Consider the following 14,264-nt stretch of genomic DNA (forward strand, 5'->3'; position numbering starts at 1 on the left):
TAGGGCCTGCCGATTATCAACTCGCCGTCTTGATCTCCGGTGGCGGGGTGATTCCGAGCTGTGTGGCGAGGTCTGCGAGGTCGTCCAGGGTGGCGAGGCGGTGCTCGGCCGGGGCGTTGATGTGCCCGATCTCGTCGAGGAGTTGGTGGGTCTTGCGGATGCGCCGGTTGATGGTCTGGGGCGCGACCGCGAAGAGGCGGGCGATGGCGACCTGGGGAAGCCCGAGCCTCTCGTAGAGGAGGGTGGCCAGGAGCCGGTCGACGAGAGTGAGGCCCGGGCGCCGGCCGGTGTAGAGGCCGGCGGCGGGAGTCTTCTGCCGGTCGCCGCCGCGCCGCTGGTGTAGGTCGTCTTCCCGCTGGGCCGTGCGGGCCGCCGCCAGCTCACCGATGAGCTGGCCCCATCGTTCGTCGTCCATGCCGGTCAGGGCCGGGTGGACCAGCCAGGCGCGGCCGGGGCCGGGCTGGAGCTGAGGCAGTACGGGAGGGATTCCATCCCGACGGTGCTCCTCGGGACGCAGGGTGTAGTTCCAGTCGCCATGCCAGTCGTGGCGGTTCAGCGGCAAGGCGGTCATCTGCCCGTCGCTGACCCTCAATCCGGTCTCATAGAGGGCAGTGTCGAGCTCGGCCCGGATGGCGAGGCCGGTGCGGGTGGTGGTCGCGGCGATGCTGTTGACGATGACGTCATGGCTGGTCAGCGGCCTGCCTCGCCAGTTCATCGTGATGTGGGAGAACAGCCGGTGCTCAATTTTGTTCCATTTTGAAGTACCTGGAGGAAAGTGAGACACGCTGATCTCCAGGCCGGTCTCGAGGGCCAGGGCGGCCAGCTCGAACTTCCAGGCGCGGGTCCGGTGTCCGTTGGAACCGCCTGCGTCCGCGGTGATCAGCAGGCGTCCGGAGTGCGGGTAGGCGGCATGTCCGGCCGCATGCCACCAGCGGCGGATGGAGGCGACGGCGAACGCTGCGGTGTCGTGATCGGTGCCGACGTTGACCCAGCCGGCATCCTCGGCCAGGTCGTAGATTCCGTACGGGATCGCCTTGCCCAGATCGGCGTCGGGAAAGTCGTGAGTACGGACCCGGACCGGTTCCCCCTTGCGATGCCACTCGCGCCCGCCGTTCTTGTAGTTGCCCACCAGCTCCTTCTTCTTGGTGTCCACGCTGATCACGGGGTCGCCTGCTGCCTGGAACTCCTTGGCCTGGTCGTTGATATAGCGGAACTGTCCGTCCCGGTCCGGGTGCTGCTTGCCTTCGGTGGTCTTGGCGTTGCCCTGGAGGCTGAAGCCCTCCTCGCGCAGCACCGCCGCCACCGTGTCCGCCGAGACCCGATGGCCCTGCCGGACCAGCTCGGCGGACAACTGCCGCGTCGACTTCACCGTCCACCGCAGCGGTGACATCGGATCCCCACGCACATTCGGCTCCACCAAAGCCAGCAGCGCGGGCCGCAGCCCCGGATTCAGGTCCACCGCCCGTTTGCGGCCCCCGCCCACCCGGCGGACCCGTCCCAACAGCACGTCACCGGACTCAAGTTCAGCAGCCCCGCGTGAAACGGTGCCCTCACGCACCCCCGCCGCGCGAGCGACGAGCCTGATCCCGCCATGCCCCAGCGAGCGTGCCTCCGCTCCTATGGTCAGTCGCCGCTGACGCTCGTCCAAGTGCGGGAACAGCGCCTGAAACTTCGCCGCCAGCCCGGTCTCGATCCCCTCCGATCTCCCCATACCACAACAACGAGCCACAATCCCGGAAGCGACGGCTTGTTTCCCGGCAGGCCCGTACGGCATGACCTTGGAGCAAGTCTGCAAGTCCGACCCCGGTCTGGGCCTGGGAGGACATGCGATCTTGCAGAAGCTTCTCTCACTTGGACTGATCGAAAGCTCGCTCCATGGCGTGCTCTGGAGCGGGACTAACCCGCCGTACGCTCTCTCTGGCCTGGGGCAACGCTTGATGACGCTACTGGAATCGGACAGCTCACCAACCTCCTAGGTTGACTTCGGCGGTGATCCCGCAGCAGATGCCCGCTCCCTCCAACCCATCACTCACCCCGGCTCCCATCCCGTCCGCCTTCGACCCACACTTCCGTGGAGCGGGCGTGGTTCAGGGCGTCAAGGTGGAGCGCGCCACTGTACGAACGACCTTGACGCCCTGGGCCGCGACTGCTCGGCTTTGCCTGGGTCGAAGGTGGTCGGGATGGGAGCCCCACGACGCTCGCCCCGCTCCGGCCGGCACTCGCGAACGGTGCCCCGTCCATCCCGGAGTCTGAGCGCCCCCGCCGGAGGCATCGTCTTGAAGCCGCGGGCTTGGTTCTCGCCTCATGCCCTCGGGCCTACACAGCGGGCGCGCGTCGGCGGCGGCAGCGCCGAGCGGGCCGAAGGCAGGAGCGCGGGCGCAGCCAGAGCCGGGAAGCGCGCCCGGCGGAGCGGAGCGCAGCCGGGTGCCTTGATGAGGTAGAGAAACCTGTAACAGCTCAGCGTTCAAAGGGACGAGGGACTTGGCGTCTGGTCCTCAAATCCGTGATGGGCTGGGGAAGCGGGACGCTGGGCAAGCCAGCCTGAGACACGTGGGCCACCGTTGATGGCGCCGCCTTCGCGCACAGTCCGAACGTGCTCAAAGTCGTGTTGCAGGTAGTAGTGCTGGAGGTCAGCGTTGTTGGTCCAGGCGTCCAGGCGGAGCCACTTGGCCGACGATCGGTAGGCGCGATCTCCTGCCCAATCGAGAAGCCTGCCTCCAAGATTTTTACCGGCGTAGTCGCGGGACACCGTCAGCTTGTTGACGAAGATGGACGCCTCCCTCAACTCCTCAGGGGTCCACAACCCCTCTTCCGCTTCTGGCGTGAGCGTGATGGTCCCAGCGGTTCGGTTCCCGTCCCGGAGCATGAAGACGGTCCCGGCCTCGATGGTCGCCAACAGACGATCTGCGGGGTATGGGCGGCTCCACTGGTCGCTCCCCAGCCTGCTGAGCCAGCCCGCGGCCTCAACCCGGAAGGCCAGGAGCTGGTCCAGATCGCCCGGCATGGCCGTCGTGATTCTCATTGAGGGTCGTTCTCGCTTCGGGCGGACAGATCGCCGATCTCGTAGGTCATCCGATTCAGGTCTCCTCGGAACGTGGTGATCGTGCAGCGCACGGGGCGCGCGGAGGAGTAGCCGGTCCGCGTCCACAGAAGAACGGGAACGCCCGCGCCAATCTCCAGAAGCCGGGCTTCATCGGGCGTCGGCATCCTCGTCGCGATCTCGTCTGCGTACCCGATCTGCTCGATGTCGAGGCTCGCGAGGTAGCGCGTCGTCCCCTCTGCGATATCGCCCGGCTCAGTCAACCGAGGAGCCTTCTCGACCAGCCAATCGGGATAGTGCGTGGCCTGGGTCGACCAAGGAACATCGTCAACGAAGCGGTGACAGAACCTGAGCACAGCCCGGGACTCCGCCTCGACCCTCAACCGCGAGGCCACGTAGTCGGAAGCGGTGGTCAACTCGACTCGGAACGTTTGGTGGGGCCGTCGGCCGGCGTTTGTGACGTCCGTGGAGTACGCGTCACCTGCCTGCGGGAAGCTCAGGTTCTCGAACCGCGACGCGTTCAGCTCGAAGACTTCGTGCTTCCGCACCTCGTACCCAAGCCCCTGGCTCGACGTGATCAGCCCTTCGCTGACCAGCATGTTCAGGCCGGAGCGAACGGTGTTTCTGGAGGCGTCGAAACGAGCCGAGAGCTCACTCTCCGAGGGGAGCTTCGCGCCGGGTCCGTAGGCGCCGCTGTCGATCTCGCGACGCAGTGCGTCGGCCACCTGTCGGTACTTCGGCTGCTTGCTCATGACCCCATCATGACGCACTCGGTCAACTTGTAGGTACATGTTCGCCGGAAGTGCTTGACGGCTCACATCTGGTGATGCAATCTCTAGGGCATCAGCTTGTACCAACAAGTTGAGCAAGAGGTCCAAGAGGTATGGACCCCTCATCTAGGAGATTGCTATGCCGTCGTTCAAGATCGATGTTTCGACCGCTGTCGTGTTCGTTGCGACGCCTCCGACGCCGAAGCTCGTGAGTAAGCAGACTGGTGAGGTCGCGATGGACCGGGAGACCGGTGCCCCGCTCGCGACGGTGGGTCTGCTGATCTCGGACGAGGGGGAGGGCAACCTCTACCAGGTGACCGTGCCGAACACGGGGGTTCCGGAGAACCTGACCCCGGGGACGCCGGTCACGGTGATCGGGCTCAAGGCGCGGGACTGGGAGAACACGTTCAACGGGCAGACCCGGCACGGGATCAGCTTCCGCGCGGTGGCCATCACGGCGGGTGCCTGATCATGTCGGACCTGTCCACTGTGATCGAGGTGGCGGGGGCCTTATCGGCTGTCGGTGGGCTCGGCTATGCGAAGGTGCGCGCGCCTCGCGTGTTTTGGTCGCTGGCCGGTCTGCCGGTCGCCCGGGTCCGCTTCGCCGCCACCTACCGCTCCACGATGGATGTGTGCGGGCTGACGGTCCAGCCGTCCCGCCTGCGGGCGTTCATGGTCCGCAACGTGGCCCGCCGCCCCGACGTCCAGCCGGTCCCTCCCAGGGTCCGCCGGGTCCGCGGCTCCTCCACGGGAATGCGGGTCACACTCCGGCTCCCGGCCGGTTTGGAGCCTGCCGACGTGGCTGCTGCTTCGGAACGTCTCCGGCACGCCTGGGGCGTCCACTCCGTCCACGTCGTGGAGACCAAGCCCGGCTTCGTCGAACTCCGCATGACCGGCTATGACGTGCTGCGGCGGGTGAAGATGCCGCGCCGCCTGCCCCGCAAGGCCACTACGGGCCCGCTGGTGGTGCCGGTGGCCTTGAGGGAGGACGGGACCGCGTTCGTCCGCGACTACCAGAAGATCCCGCACAGTCTGACGCTGGGCGCGAACCAGTCGGGCAAGTCGATGTATCAGCGCAACCTGATCACCGGTCTCGCGAAGCTCCCGGTCGGGCTGGTCGGGATCGACTGCAAGCGCGGTGTCGAGCAACGCGGATACGCACCCCGCCTCTCCGCCCTCGCGGTGACACCGGACGAAGCTTCACAGCTGCTGGAAGCCTTGGTCCAGGAGATGGAGGAGCGCTTCGACACCCTGAGCGCTCACGGGGTCTCGGACCTCTGGGACCTGCCGGCCAAAGCGCGGCCGGTGCCGTTGGTGGTGCTGGTGGACGAGGTGGCGGAACTTTTCCTCGTCGCTGTGAAGAAGGACGAGGAACGCCGGGACCGCATGGTCATGCACCTGGTGCGCCTCGCCCAGATGGCCCGCGCGGTCGGGATCTATCTGGAGATCTGCGGGCAGCGCTTCGGCTCCGAGCTTGGCAAGGGCGCCACGATGCTCCGTGCTCAGCTCACCGGCCGCGTCGTGCACCGCGTCAACGACAAGCAGACCGCGGACATGGGTCTGGGCGACATCGCCCCCGATGCCGTCTTCGCTGTGACGACGATTCCGCCGGACCGTCCCGGTGTGGCTGTGGCTGGTGACTCCTCGGGGGGCTGGTCGCGCGTCCGCACCCCCGAACTGTCCGCCGCCGACGCCGTGGCTATCTGCCACGAATACGCGCACCTGACGCCCGATGTCCCGGCTCTGGCCCCGTTCCGCCCGGTCGTCCGTACCGCCCCCGGCTCGGCTTCACCGCTGGGCGCCAGCGCTCCGGTCACCGCGTAGCCATCGCACTTCTCCCCCGGAAAGGAGGTGCCCTGATGTCCCGCAAAATCCGTCTGGACGCCGTGCTGATCCAAGCCGTCATTGCCGGTGCGCTGTCCTTCGCCCACCTGCATGACCTTGCCGAAGCGGCCGGACAGGACGGCTGGAAAGCCTGGGCCTACCCGATCAGCGTGGACCTGCTCCTCGTCGCCGCCTGGCGCCGCATGCGCACCCACGCCGACAACCGCGCCGCCTGGGTCTGGTTCGTCATCGCCTTGGCGGCCTCACTGGGCGCGAACATCGCCACCGCCGGACTCCTCGACCTCGAAGACGTACCGGCCTGGCTCCGCATCCTCGTCGCCGGGTGGCCTGCCCTCGCCTTCCTCGGCGGAACCCTCCTCGCACACGCACCCACCACAACGGAACCCACGGACCCGGACACTGCACCGCCGGCCACGCCGGAACCCGAAGAAGCCCCGGGCCTCACGGTGGAACGGGCTCCCGACCCTGCCCCGGAACTTCCGCCGGCACCCGCCCCCGTGCCCAAGCCTGCCCCGGTGTCCGCGCCGACTGTGGCTGTTCCGCCGGCACTGCTCGACCACGCACGGAAGGTCGCCGACACACATCACGCGACAACCGGTGACCGGATCGACTCGGCCACCCTCCGCGCTCGCCTCGGCGTCCCCGCACCGCTCGCTGACGCCATCACCGCCCAACTCGCCTAACCGGAAAGGAATCCAGCTCATGGCCCTGTTCAACTTCAACCGCCCCGACGACTACCTCAACGCCGCCCGGGAGATGGCCGACTCCGGCCGCCCCACCCTCGCCCGACTGCTCGCCGAGGAAGCGGCCGACCGCACAACGGACCCGGCCGACGCCGACCGCATCCGCGCCGAGTTCCCCGACAACAGCCTCCGTCAGGAGAGCTGACCATGCCGCGCCCGAACCGCTTCACCAACGTGATCCGCATAGGCCCCGTACAGGTCGGCACGCACTACGACGGCCGGGGCCGCACCAAGCACACCGCCGCGTGCACGGCTCCCGGCTGCAACTTCTCCGCCGACTACCACGGCCGCGCCGCCGCCGAGCTCGCCGCTCGCACTCACCGCTGCAACCCCTGAGAGGAGAAACCCATGTTCACCCCGAAGTACCCGACCCCGGACACCGCGCCCACCGCGAACACGTCCCTCGTCCGGCCGCTCACCGGACTCGTGCACCCCGCGGCCTGCGACTGCCACCACACACCGACCAGCCCGGCCCCCGCGCCCGTGCCCGCTCCGGTCCCGGCCGGTCGGCCCTCGGTGCAGTTCACCCCTGGCGCCCTGGTCGTCGCCGCCGTGGGCGGGACCGCCCTGGTCCTCGTGGTGAGCACGGTCCTGGTCTCGATGCTCCTCGCGGTCGCCATCACCGCCGCGTCCGTCGCGATCTGCGCCGTCGTCCTGCGCTCGCTCCTGAACCACCAGCACAACCGCTGACAGCCCCCGGGGCGGCCTCAACCGCCAAGTTTCCGCCGCCCCGGGCGCCCAACCCAATCCAGATCCAACGGACCCGAAAGGGAGCTCCATCATGCCCCAGCACACCCGCCCCCGGCCGATCTGCGGCCACTGCGACGGCTTCCCCACCGTGGCTGTCACCACCGGCCAGACCACCCCCACCGGGCACCGGCAGACCATCACCGCCAACTGCCCCGCCTGCCACGGCACCGGCCACAGCCTCCCCGCCCGCACCTTCACCCGAGTCGGGGTGTGAGCCCCATGGCCCTCCTGGACTGGAGCGACAACAAGCACTACGACCCCACCGGTGACAAGCCCTGCGTGCTCTGCGACAAGCCCACCCCGCTGCGCTCCGACCGGGGCAAGCCCGTCCACAAGGTCTGCGCCGAGGACTGGATCGACAACCACCCGCCCAAGGAGAACCAGTGACGGACACCGCCACTGCGGCGGGCCTGGACCCGGCCACCCTCGCCGACGTGCTGAGGGTGGCTGGGTCCACCGGCTTCGACCGCTGGGAAGAACAGATCCGCCGCACTCAAGGGTGCGCACAGCCCATCCACCTCACCGGCGCCACCAAGACCACCGACCGGGCCACCGGCACCCTCCTGCACCACTACACGACCGACACCGAGCCCGGGGGCCGGTTACGGATCGCCTGCGGCAACCGCCGCGCCTCCCGCTGCCCCGCCTGCGCCTGGACCTACGCGGGCGACACCTACCACCTCATCCGTGCCGGACTCACCGGAGACCCCGACAAAGGCACCCCACACACCATCCGGGACCACCCCCGGGTCTTCGCCACCCTCACCGCCCCCTCGTTCGGCCCGGTCCACAACCGGCCCGGAAACCGGCCCTGCCGCTGCGGCACCCACCACCCCGAAACGGCTGCGGAGCTCGGCACCCCGCTCGACCCGGACAGGTACGACTACGCCGGAGCAGTGCTGTGGAACAACCACGCCTCCGATCTCTGGCGCTACTTCACGATCTACCTGCGCCGGGAGATCGCCCGCCGAGCTGGCCTCACCCAGAAAGCCGCCCGGGAACAGTCCAAGGTGTCCTTCGGCAAGGTCGCCGAGTACCAAAAGCGCGGAGCGGTTCACTTCCACGCGGTGATCCGCTTCGACGGACCGGAAGGGCCTGACTCGCCGCCCCCGACCTGGGCCACCCTCGATCTCCTCGACGACGCGATCCGCACGGCTGCCGCCCGGGTCGAAGTCACCGTGCCGGCCAATCCGGCTGCCGGGATCGCCAACGACTGGGTGCTGCGCTGGGGCACGCAGCTCGACGTCCAGCCCATCGGCGCCTTCGGCAACGGTGAAGACCTCACCGAACAGGCCGTTGCCTCCTACGTCGCCAAGTACGCCACCAAAGCAGCCGAGACCACCGGCACGGTCGATCACCGCATCGGCAACAAAGAAGCCCTGATCCTCCTCGACGTGCCCGAGCACCCTCGGCGGCTGATCGAAGCGTGCCTCGACCTCCACCACGCCTACCCCGACCGCAAGCTCCGCGACTGGGCCCACATGCTCGGCTTCCGCGGCCACTTCTCCACCAAGTCGCGCCGGTACTCCACCACCCTCGGGGCCCTTCGACAGGTCCGCGCCGACTACCGCGCCGCACAGCAACGCGAAGCCCTCGGCCTGCCCGATCCGGACGACCACCCCGAAGCGACCACGCTCACGCTCGCGCACTGGGCCTACGCCGGCCACGGCCACACCCCCGGCGAATCCTGGCTCGCCGCCAACATCCACCGCGACATCCAACACAACCGAGACCACGCCCGCGAACACCGCGCCGAACTTCAAGCCCTGGAAGGGGAGGAGCACTGATGCCCACCACCGTGATCGAACGGAAGTGGTACACCACCGCTGAGGTCGCCCAGATGTTGGGCTTCGGGCTCTCCAAGACGAAGATGCTCGTGCTCACCGGCGAGATCCGCTCCGTGAAGGTCGGCCGCAACCGCCGCATCCTCCCTGCCTGGGTGGACCAATACGTCCAGCGCGTCACCTCCGACACCGAAGGGTGGGCGGCATGACCGGCAAGCGCGGTAACGGGGAAGGGTCCATCTACCCGTACAAGAACGGCTTCGCGGCCTATGTCTGGGTGACGAAGCCGGACGGGAAACGCGCCCGGAAGTACGCGTACGGCAAGACTCGCGAAGAGGTCCACGACAAGTGGCTGAACCTCCACGCCGCAGCGAAGCAAGGCCCTGTGGCCACCCGTCACCGCACCGTCGATGCCTTCCTGGCGTACTGGCTGGACTCGATCGTGAAGCCCAACCTCGCCCCCCTGTCGTACGTCTCGTACGAGGGGTACGTCCGGCTCTACATCGCCCCTCACCTCGGGTTGAAGCGGCTCGACAAGCTCACCGTTCGGGATGTGCGCGAGTGGCTGACCAAGCTGGGCAGCGTCTGCCAGTGCTGCGCCCAGGGCAAGGACGAGAAGCGGGCGGCTGCTCGACAGAAGTGCTGCGCGGTCGGGGACTGCTGCGAGTCCTATCCGTCCCGCCGGGTGATCCAGGCCTCCCGCGACGCTCTGCGGGCTGCGTTGACTCATGCGGTCACTGAGGAGGAGATCGGCAAGAACGTAGCCTCGCTGGTAAAGGTGCCCAAGCCTCGCCGCCGCCGGATCAAGCCGTGGTCAGTTGCGGAGGCCGGACAGTTCCTCGCCGACGCTGCGGCTCGTGATGATCACCTGTTCGCGGCGTGGGTCCTGGTGCTGACGCTCGGCCTGCGCCGGGGCGAGGTGCTCGGTCTGACGTGGAAGTCCATCGACTTCGAGGCCGGTGAGCTGTACGTGGACCACCAGATCCAGCGAGCCGGGCGTCAGATCCTCCACCGCGAGACCAAGACCGAGGACTCCGACGACTTCCTTCCCCTGCCCGCGCTCTGCCTCAAGGCCCTCCGGATGCGCCGCGCTCAGCAGATCGGCGACCGAAAGGCCGCGGGCGAACTCTGGCAGGACGCTCACGGCCTGGTCTTCACGACCAAGTACGGCACTCCGATCGAGCCGGGGAACCTCACCCGGATGTTCGCGCTCCGGGCTCGCCGTGCCGGCCTCCGGGTCATCCCTCTGCGGAACACCCGGCACACCTGCAGTTCGCTCCTGGTCGCCCTCAAGGTGCACCCGAAGATCGCTCAGCGGATTCTTCGGCACTCGCAGATCGCCATGACGATGGAGGTCTACGCCGAGGCGAGTGAGGAAGAGGTACGCGCCGCAATCAGCCAGCTGTCCGACGCGATGGGCGGTACCGGCTGACACGGTTGCTGTACTTCGCTGCTGTACGGGCAACGCGAGAGGCCCCCAGGATTTCTCCTGGGGGCCTCTCGCCTGCTGTGCACTCGGCAGGATTCGAACCTGCAACCTTCTGATCCGTAGTCAGATGCTCTATCCGTTAAGCTACGAGTGCGTTTCCTCGGCCTGAGCCTCGGTCCCGCTCCCCGGGGTTTTTCTCCCCGGTCGGCGTTGCGAGAACAACATTACATGACCTGCGCCGTGACGCGAAATCCATTAGCCACACCAAGCCTGACCTGCGAAAACGCCGTTGAGAGCTGGGCTTCCGGGGCCGGGTACGACCGAAGCCCCGTGCCTGGGGCACGGGGCTTCGGTTTCCTGCGGAGGCGGAGGGATTTGAACCCTCGATGGGCTTTAAGACCCAAACCGCATTAGCAGTGCGGCGCCATAGACCGGACTAGGCGACGCCTCCAGCACACCCCGTCGCGAACGCGAGTGGTGCGTGCAGATGATGACACAGTCGAGCGCGCTGTCACCAATCGCCGCCCACGGTACTAGGCAGGTGGGCGGCGAGGCAAAGCACTTCGCGCGGTGTCGGAGCCGGCCGCCCGGCGACCGGAGGGCGCGGCCCTCCGACGGCGTGTGGGGTCGGCCGTCCGGGCGGCTGTTCCGGTCGGACCCCCATGAGTTGCGCAACGTGCGGGCGTGAGGAGCGTTAGAGAGGACGAGGGCTCCGCCCTCCGTCCGTCACCCCCGTGCCGCCCCGCGCGCTTCCCCACCCTGCGCGCACCCGGCAGGCAGGCGTGCCCCCAGGGCGCGCCGGAACAACAGGAGCCCCGCATGCTGCGCCGACTCACCCTCACCGCCGTCGCCTCCCTCGCCGCGCTGTCCGCCGCCGCGCCCGCCGCCACGGCAGCGGCCCCCCTGGTGCCGCTGCCTCCGCTCCCCCTGCTCCAGGGGGACTGGCCGTCGATGCAGGACACACGGACCCGGCTCACCGTGACCGTCTCGGAGTCCGGCAACCCGTCGGCCGACGGGACCTTCGAGCTGGAGTGCGGCCCGGCGGGAGGCAGCCACCCCGCCGCGCAGCGGGCCTGCGACCTGCTGGACGAGGCCGCGGAGTCGGGGGACAACCCGTTCGTGGCGACGGACCGCAACGCCATGTGCACCCAGCAGGCCGGCGGCCCGGCCGCCGCCCGGGTCCAGGGCACCTGGCAGGGAGAGAACGTCGACGCACGGTTCAGCCGCGCCAACGGCTGCGAGATCTCCCGGTGGAACAGCCTCGTGCCGGTGCTCCCCACCGCGAGGTAGCCGGTTCGGCGGGGCGTGCGCCGGGACTTCGGCCGGTCCGGACGGCGCGCGCCGGGGCGCACGACGGCCGCTCCGGGGACCTGCCGGGCGGCTTCCAGGGGCCGTTCCGGACAGGCTCCGAACAGACGCTGCACCACATCGACGCACGTCAGAGGGGGCGCTCGCGGTCACGTCATGACCCACCGGCGTACACCGTGTGCACAGAACCTTGGTGAGAGCTCCCCCTCATCCGCCGCCCGCCACGCGCTCCCTGCCTTTAGACTCCTCCAGTGACAGCCTGAGGCCCGAGGGGCAGGATGGGGCCCGCTGTCGGCAAGGTGCGGTATTCAGGGAGGAAGCGTCTCGTGAGCAGCAGGCCATCCCGAGGCGCTGCTCGCCTCGCAGCCATACTCGACGCCCTCCCGGACGGGCTCCTGCTCGTCAACTGCAACGGCACGGTCGTCAACGCCAACACCATCGCCCTCGAAATGTTCGAGACCCCGGGCACCGCGCTCGTGGGGCGCGGGCTGCTCGATCTGCTTCCGGAGTTCGACTCCAGGCTGATCCCGGGGTCGATGCGAAGGCCGGAGTCTGCGGACGAGCAGGGCAGGACCAAGCCGACGCGGATGATCGCGCGCCGGACCGACGGCACCGACTATCCCGTCGAGGTCACCAGTGCCTCCCTGGACAGCGGCCAGGCCGGCTACAACGACATCCACTCCAGCTACACCGGCGACGAGCTGCTCATGCTCGTCGTACGCGATCTCTCCGGCACGGTCGACACCGAGGCCGAACTGGCGCGTTCGCAACGCCAGACGGAGATGATCCTGCGGGCCGCCTCCGAGGGCGTCGTCGGCACCGACACGGACGGCCGGGTCGTCCTGGTCAACCCCGCGGCCGCTCAGATCCTCGGCTTCCGTGCCAGCGATCTCGGCGGCAAGGAGCTCCACCCGCTGATCCTGCACTCGCGTGCGGAGGGCGGGGAGTTCCCGTACGAGGAGTCGCCGCTCGCCGACACCCTGAGGTCCGGGCGCAAGCACCGGGTCCGCGGTCAGGTCCTCTGGTCCAAGAGCGGTGCGCAGGTGCCGGTCGACCTGACCACCGCGCCGGTGCGCGACGGGGACCAGCTGGTGGGCGCCGTCATGACGTTCACCGACCGCAGGCCCTACGAGGAACTCGCGCAGCAGCACACCGGCGAGGTCTCCGGGCTGACCGAACGGCATGCCGCGGAGATCGCCGAGCTCACCGAGAGCCACCGGGCCGAGGTCGCGAAGCTCACCGAACAGCACGCGGCCGAGTCCGCCGACCGGACCGAGCGGTACGCGTCCGAGCTGGAGGAGCAGGCCGAGCGCCTCACCGACACCGCCGCGCGGCACACGCAGCTGACCGCTGTGCTGGGCGAGTCCCTGCGCGGGCCGCTGGAAGAGCTGCGGGGCGAGCTCTCCGCGCTTGCCGCGGACCCGGCCGGCCAGCTCTGGCCCGAGGCCAACCAGATCCTGCACCACCTCGCCGCCGGCTATGCGCGGATGACGACGCTGGTCGACAACGTACTGAGCTACCAGCGTCTGGACAGCGGCACCGAGGAGCTCGTCAAGCAGCCGGTGCTGCTCGACGCGGTGGTGACCGCGGGCATCGACGGAGCGGTCGAGCTGATCGGTCCCGGGCGTGCGCAGTTCGCCGTGCACGCGCCGCCGATCGAGGCCGAGGTCGACGCGGGCCGACTGGTCACGGCGCTGGCCCACCTCGTCGCCGACGTGGCCGGTGTCGACTCGACCGGCAAGGCCCGGACGGTGCCGGGCGGCGGCTACGTCGACTCCACGATCGTCGTGGCGGCGGCGCAGCGCGGTGACGTGGTGCGGATCGAGGTGCGCGGACCGTTCGCCGGTGGCGACCCGGTGCACGTGCCGATCGTGCGCGGGATCGTGCGGGCCCACGGCGGTGTGCTCCAGACGCATGAGATGCCGGGGATGAGCGGCAGCGCGTACGTCCTGGAGGTCCCGCTCGGAACGGGTGCCGGGGCCGTCGCACCCGAGCCGCTCCCGGTCCCCGTGGAGGCCGCAGTACCGGAGCCTGCCCCCCAGCCCGAGCAGGGCGGGCGGCGCAGGGCGCGCAGGGCGTCGACGGACTCGTTCCTGGACAGCCCCCTCGACGGCGGAGCGGCCGGGGCGGAGGCCGGTGACACGGCGGCCGCGGAGCCGACGGGGCGGCGCAGGGCACGCCGTGAGCCCGCGACCCCGCAGGAGCAGCAGCAGGAAACGGAGATGACCCCGCCTCAGCGGAGCGAGGGTTCCGGCCGCAGGCGCGGTCGGCCCAGCCCTGCGGAGACCGGAGTGGAGACGGGCGCGGAGGCCGGGGCCGGCCGGCCCCGGCAGGCCCTGGCTCTCCCCGCCTCGCCTTCTGCGCCGTCCTCGCCCTCCTCACCCTCCGAAGGTGCCGTCGTGACGGCGGCCGAGGGTGCGCAGGGTGGCGGGCGCCCGCAGCGCGGGCAGACGGTGCCGCCCCAGGGCGTGCCGCAGAACGCCTCCGGCCGGACCGGGGGGCGCCAGAGCGGCGCCCAGCCCGCGCTGCCCGCTCTCGCCTCTCCTGGCGCCCCCGCTCAGCAGGAGCCGCCGGCGCAGCAGTCCGGGGGCCGAC

16 protein-coding genes and 2 tRNA genes are annotated in these 14,264 nt (G+C 69.4%); 13 read left to right on the plus strand and 5 right to left on the minus strand.

The window, feature by feature from the left end; translation table 11 throughout:
• Positions 1-16: 16 nt before the first annotated feature.
• The 3 genes from B9S57_RS18270 to B9S57_RS18280 form a co-directional block, all read right to left on the minus strand.
• Positions 17-1,711 (minus strand): ISAzo13 family transposase, encoded by a 1,695-nt coding sequence (locus B9S57_RS18270; protein WP_103514838.1) that lies wholly within the window; start codon positions 1,709-1,711, stop codon positions 17-19.
• A 753-nt stretch (positions 1,712-2,464) separates the two neighbouring features.
• On the minus strand, positions 2,465-3,022 hold the full coding sequence (locus tag B9S57_RS18275) for a GNAT family N-acetyltransferase (protein WP_103516639.1): 558 nt from the start codon (positions 3,020-3,022) through the stop codon (positions 2,465-2,467).
• On the minus strand, positions 3,019-3,792 hold the full coding sequence (locus B9S57_RS18280) for a GntR family transcriptional regulator (protein ID WP_103516640.1): 774 nt from the start codon (positions 3,790-3,792) through the stop codon (positions 3,019-3,021). The genes B9S57_RS18275 and B9S57_RS18280 overlap by 4 nt, the downstream gene beginning before the upstream one ends.
• Before the next feature lie 157 nt (positions 3,793-3,949).
• On the opposite strand from B9S57_RS18280, the gene B9S57_RS18285 reads away from it, so the two are divergent.
• The 11 genes from B9S57_RS18285 to xerC all read left to right on the plus strand — a co-directional run bounded on the left by B9S57_RS18285 (position 3,950) and on the right by xerC (position 10,364).
• Entirely contained in the window at positions 3,950-4,279 is a 330-nt protein-coding gene (locus B9S57_RS18285; protein ID WP_103516641.1) for a hypothetical protein, read from the plus strand.
• 2 nt (positions 4,280-4,281) lie between these two features.
• Entirely contained in the window at positions 4,282-5,634 is a 1,353-nt protein-coding gene (locus B9S57_RS18290; protein WP_103516642.1) for an FtsK/SpoIIIE domain-containing protein, read from the plus strand.
• Between the two features lie 35 nt (positions 5,635-5,669).
• Positions 5,670-6,338: a DUF2637 domain-containing protein gene (locus tag B9S57_RS18295; protein WP_103516643.1), complete on the plus strand. Its 669-nt coding sequence runs from the start codon at positions 5,670-5,672 to the stop codon at positions 6,336-6,338.
• Positions 6,339-6,357: 19 nt separating this feature from the next.
• Positions 6,358-6,543, plus strand: a complete 186-nt coding sequence (locus B9S57_RS18300) for a hypothetical protein (RefSeq protein ID WP_103516644.1) — start codon at positions 6,358-6,360, stop codon at positions 6,541-6,543.
• Between the two features lie 2 nt (positions 6,544-6,545).
• The gene (locus tag B9S57_RS18305; protein ID WP_103516645.1) at positions 6,546-6,734 is read left to right on the plus strand and encodes a mobile element transfer protein; all 189 of its coding nucleotides are present in this window, start codon (positions 6,546-6,548) and stop codon (positions 6,732-6,734) included.
• 12 nt (positions 6,735-6,746) lie between these two features.
• A complete protein-coding gene (locus tag B9S57_RS18310) occupies positions 6,747-7,088 on the plus strand; it encodes a SpdD protein (RefSeq protein WP_103516646.1) in 342 nt (113 codons plus the stop codon).
• A gap of 91 nt (positions 7,089-7,179) precedes the next feature.
• Positions 7,180-7,362 carry a hypothetical protein gene (locus B9S57_RS18315; protein ID WP_103516647.1) on the plus strand — a complete coding sequence of 61 codons (183 nt, stop codon included), beginning with the start codon at positions 7,180-7,182 and terminating at the stop codon, positions 7,360-7,362.
• A gap of 5 nt (positions 7,363-7,367) precedes the next feature.
• Complete coding sequence (locus B9S57_RS34500) at positions 7,368-7,535, plus strand: hypothetical protein (protein ID WP_181011385.1); 168 nt, start codon at positions 7,368-7,370, stop codon at positions 7,533-7,535.
• Positions 7,532-8,935, plus strand: a complete 1,404-nt coding sequence (gene repSA / locus B9S57_RS18320) for a replication initiator protein RepSA (RefSeq protein ID WP_103516648.1) — start codon at positions 7,532-7,534, stop codon at positions 8,933-8,935. The genes B9S57_RS34500 and repSA overlap by 4 nt, the downstream gene beginning before the upstream one ends.
• A complete protein-coding gene (locus B9S57_RS18325) occupies positions 8,935-9,141 on the plus strand; it encodes an excisionase family DNA-binding protein (RefSeq protein WP_103516649.1) in 207 nt (68 codons plus the stop codon). The genes repSA and B9S57_RS18325 overlap by 1 nt, the downstream gene beginning before the upstream one ends.
• On the plus strand, positions 9,129-10,364 hold the full coding sequence (gene xerC, locus B9S57_RS18330; protein ID WP_181011386.1) for a tyrosine recombinase XerC: 1,236 nt from the start codon (positions 9,129-9,131) through the stop codon (positions 10,362-10,364). Before B9S57_RS18325 ends, xerC begins: the two co-directional genes overlap by 13 nt.
• Positions 10,365-10,442: 78 nt before the next feature.
• Here xerC and B9S57_RS18335 read toward each other — a convergent pair.
• Positions 10,443-10,515 (minus strand) — tRNA-Arg (locus B9S57_RS18335).
• A 206-nt stretch (positions 10,516-10,721) separates the two neighbouring features.
• A tRNA-Ser gene (locus B9S57_RS18340) sits at positions 10,722-10,812 on the minus strand.
• 368 nt (positions 10,813-11,180) lie between these two features.
• On the opposite strand from B9S57_RS18340, the gene B9S57_RS18345 reads away from it, so the two are divergent.
• On the plus strand, positions 11,181-11,651 hold the full coding sequence (locus B9S57_RS18345) for an SSI family serine proteinase inhibitor (protein ID WP_103516651.1): 471 nt from the start codon (positions 11,181-11,183) through the stop codon (positions 11,649-11,651).
• Positions 11,652-11,995: 344 nt separating this feature from the next.
• The coding region (locus tag B9S57_RS18350; RefSeq protein WP_181011387.1) for a PAS domain-containing protein at positions 11,996-14,264 on the plus strand (2,269 nt) is incomplete at its 3' end.

Origin of the sequence: Streptomyces sp. SM10, from assembly GCF_002910915.1 — a bacterium.
Lineage (GTDB): Bacteria > Actinomycetota > Actinomycetes > Streptomycetales > Streptomycetaceae > Streptomyces.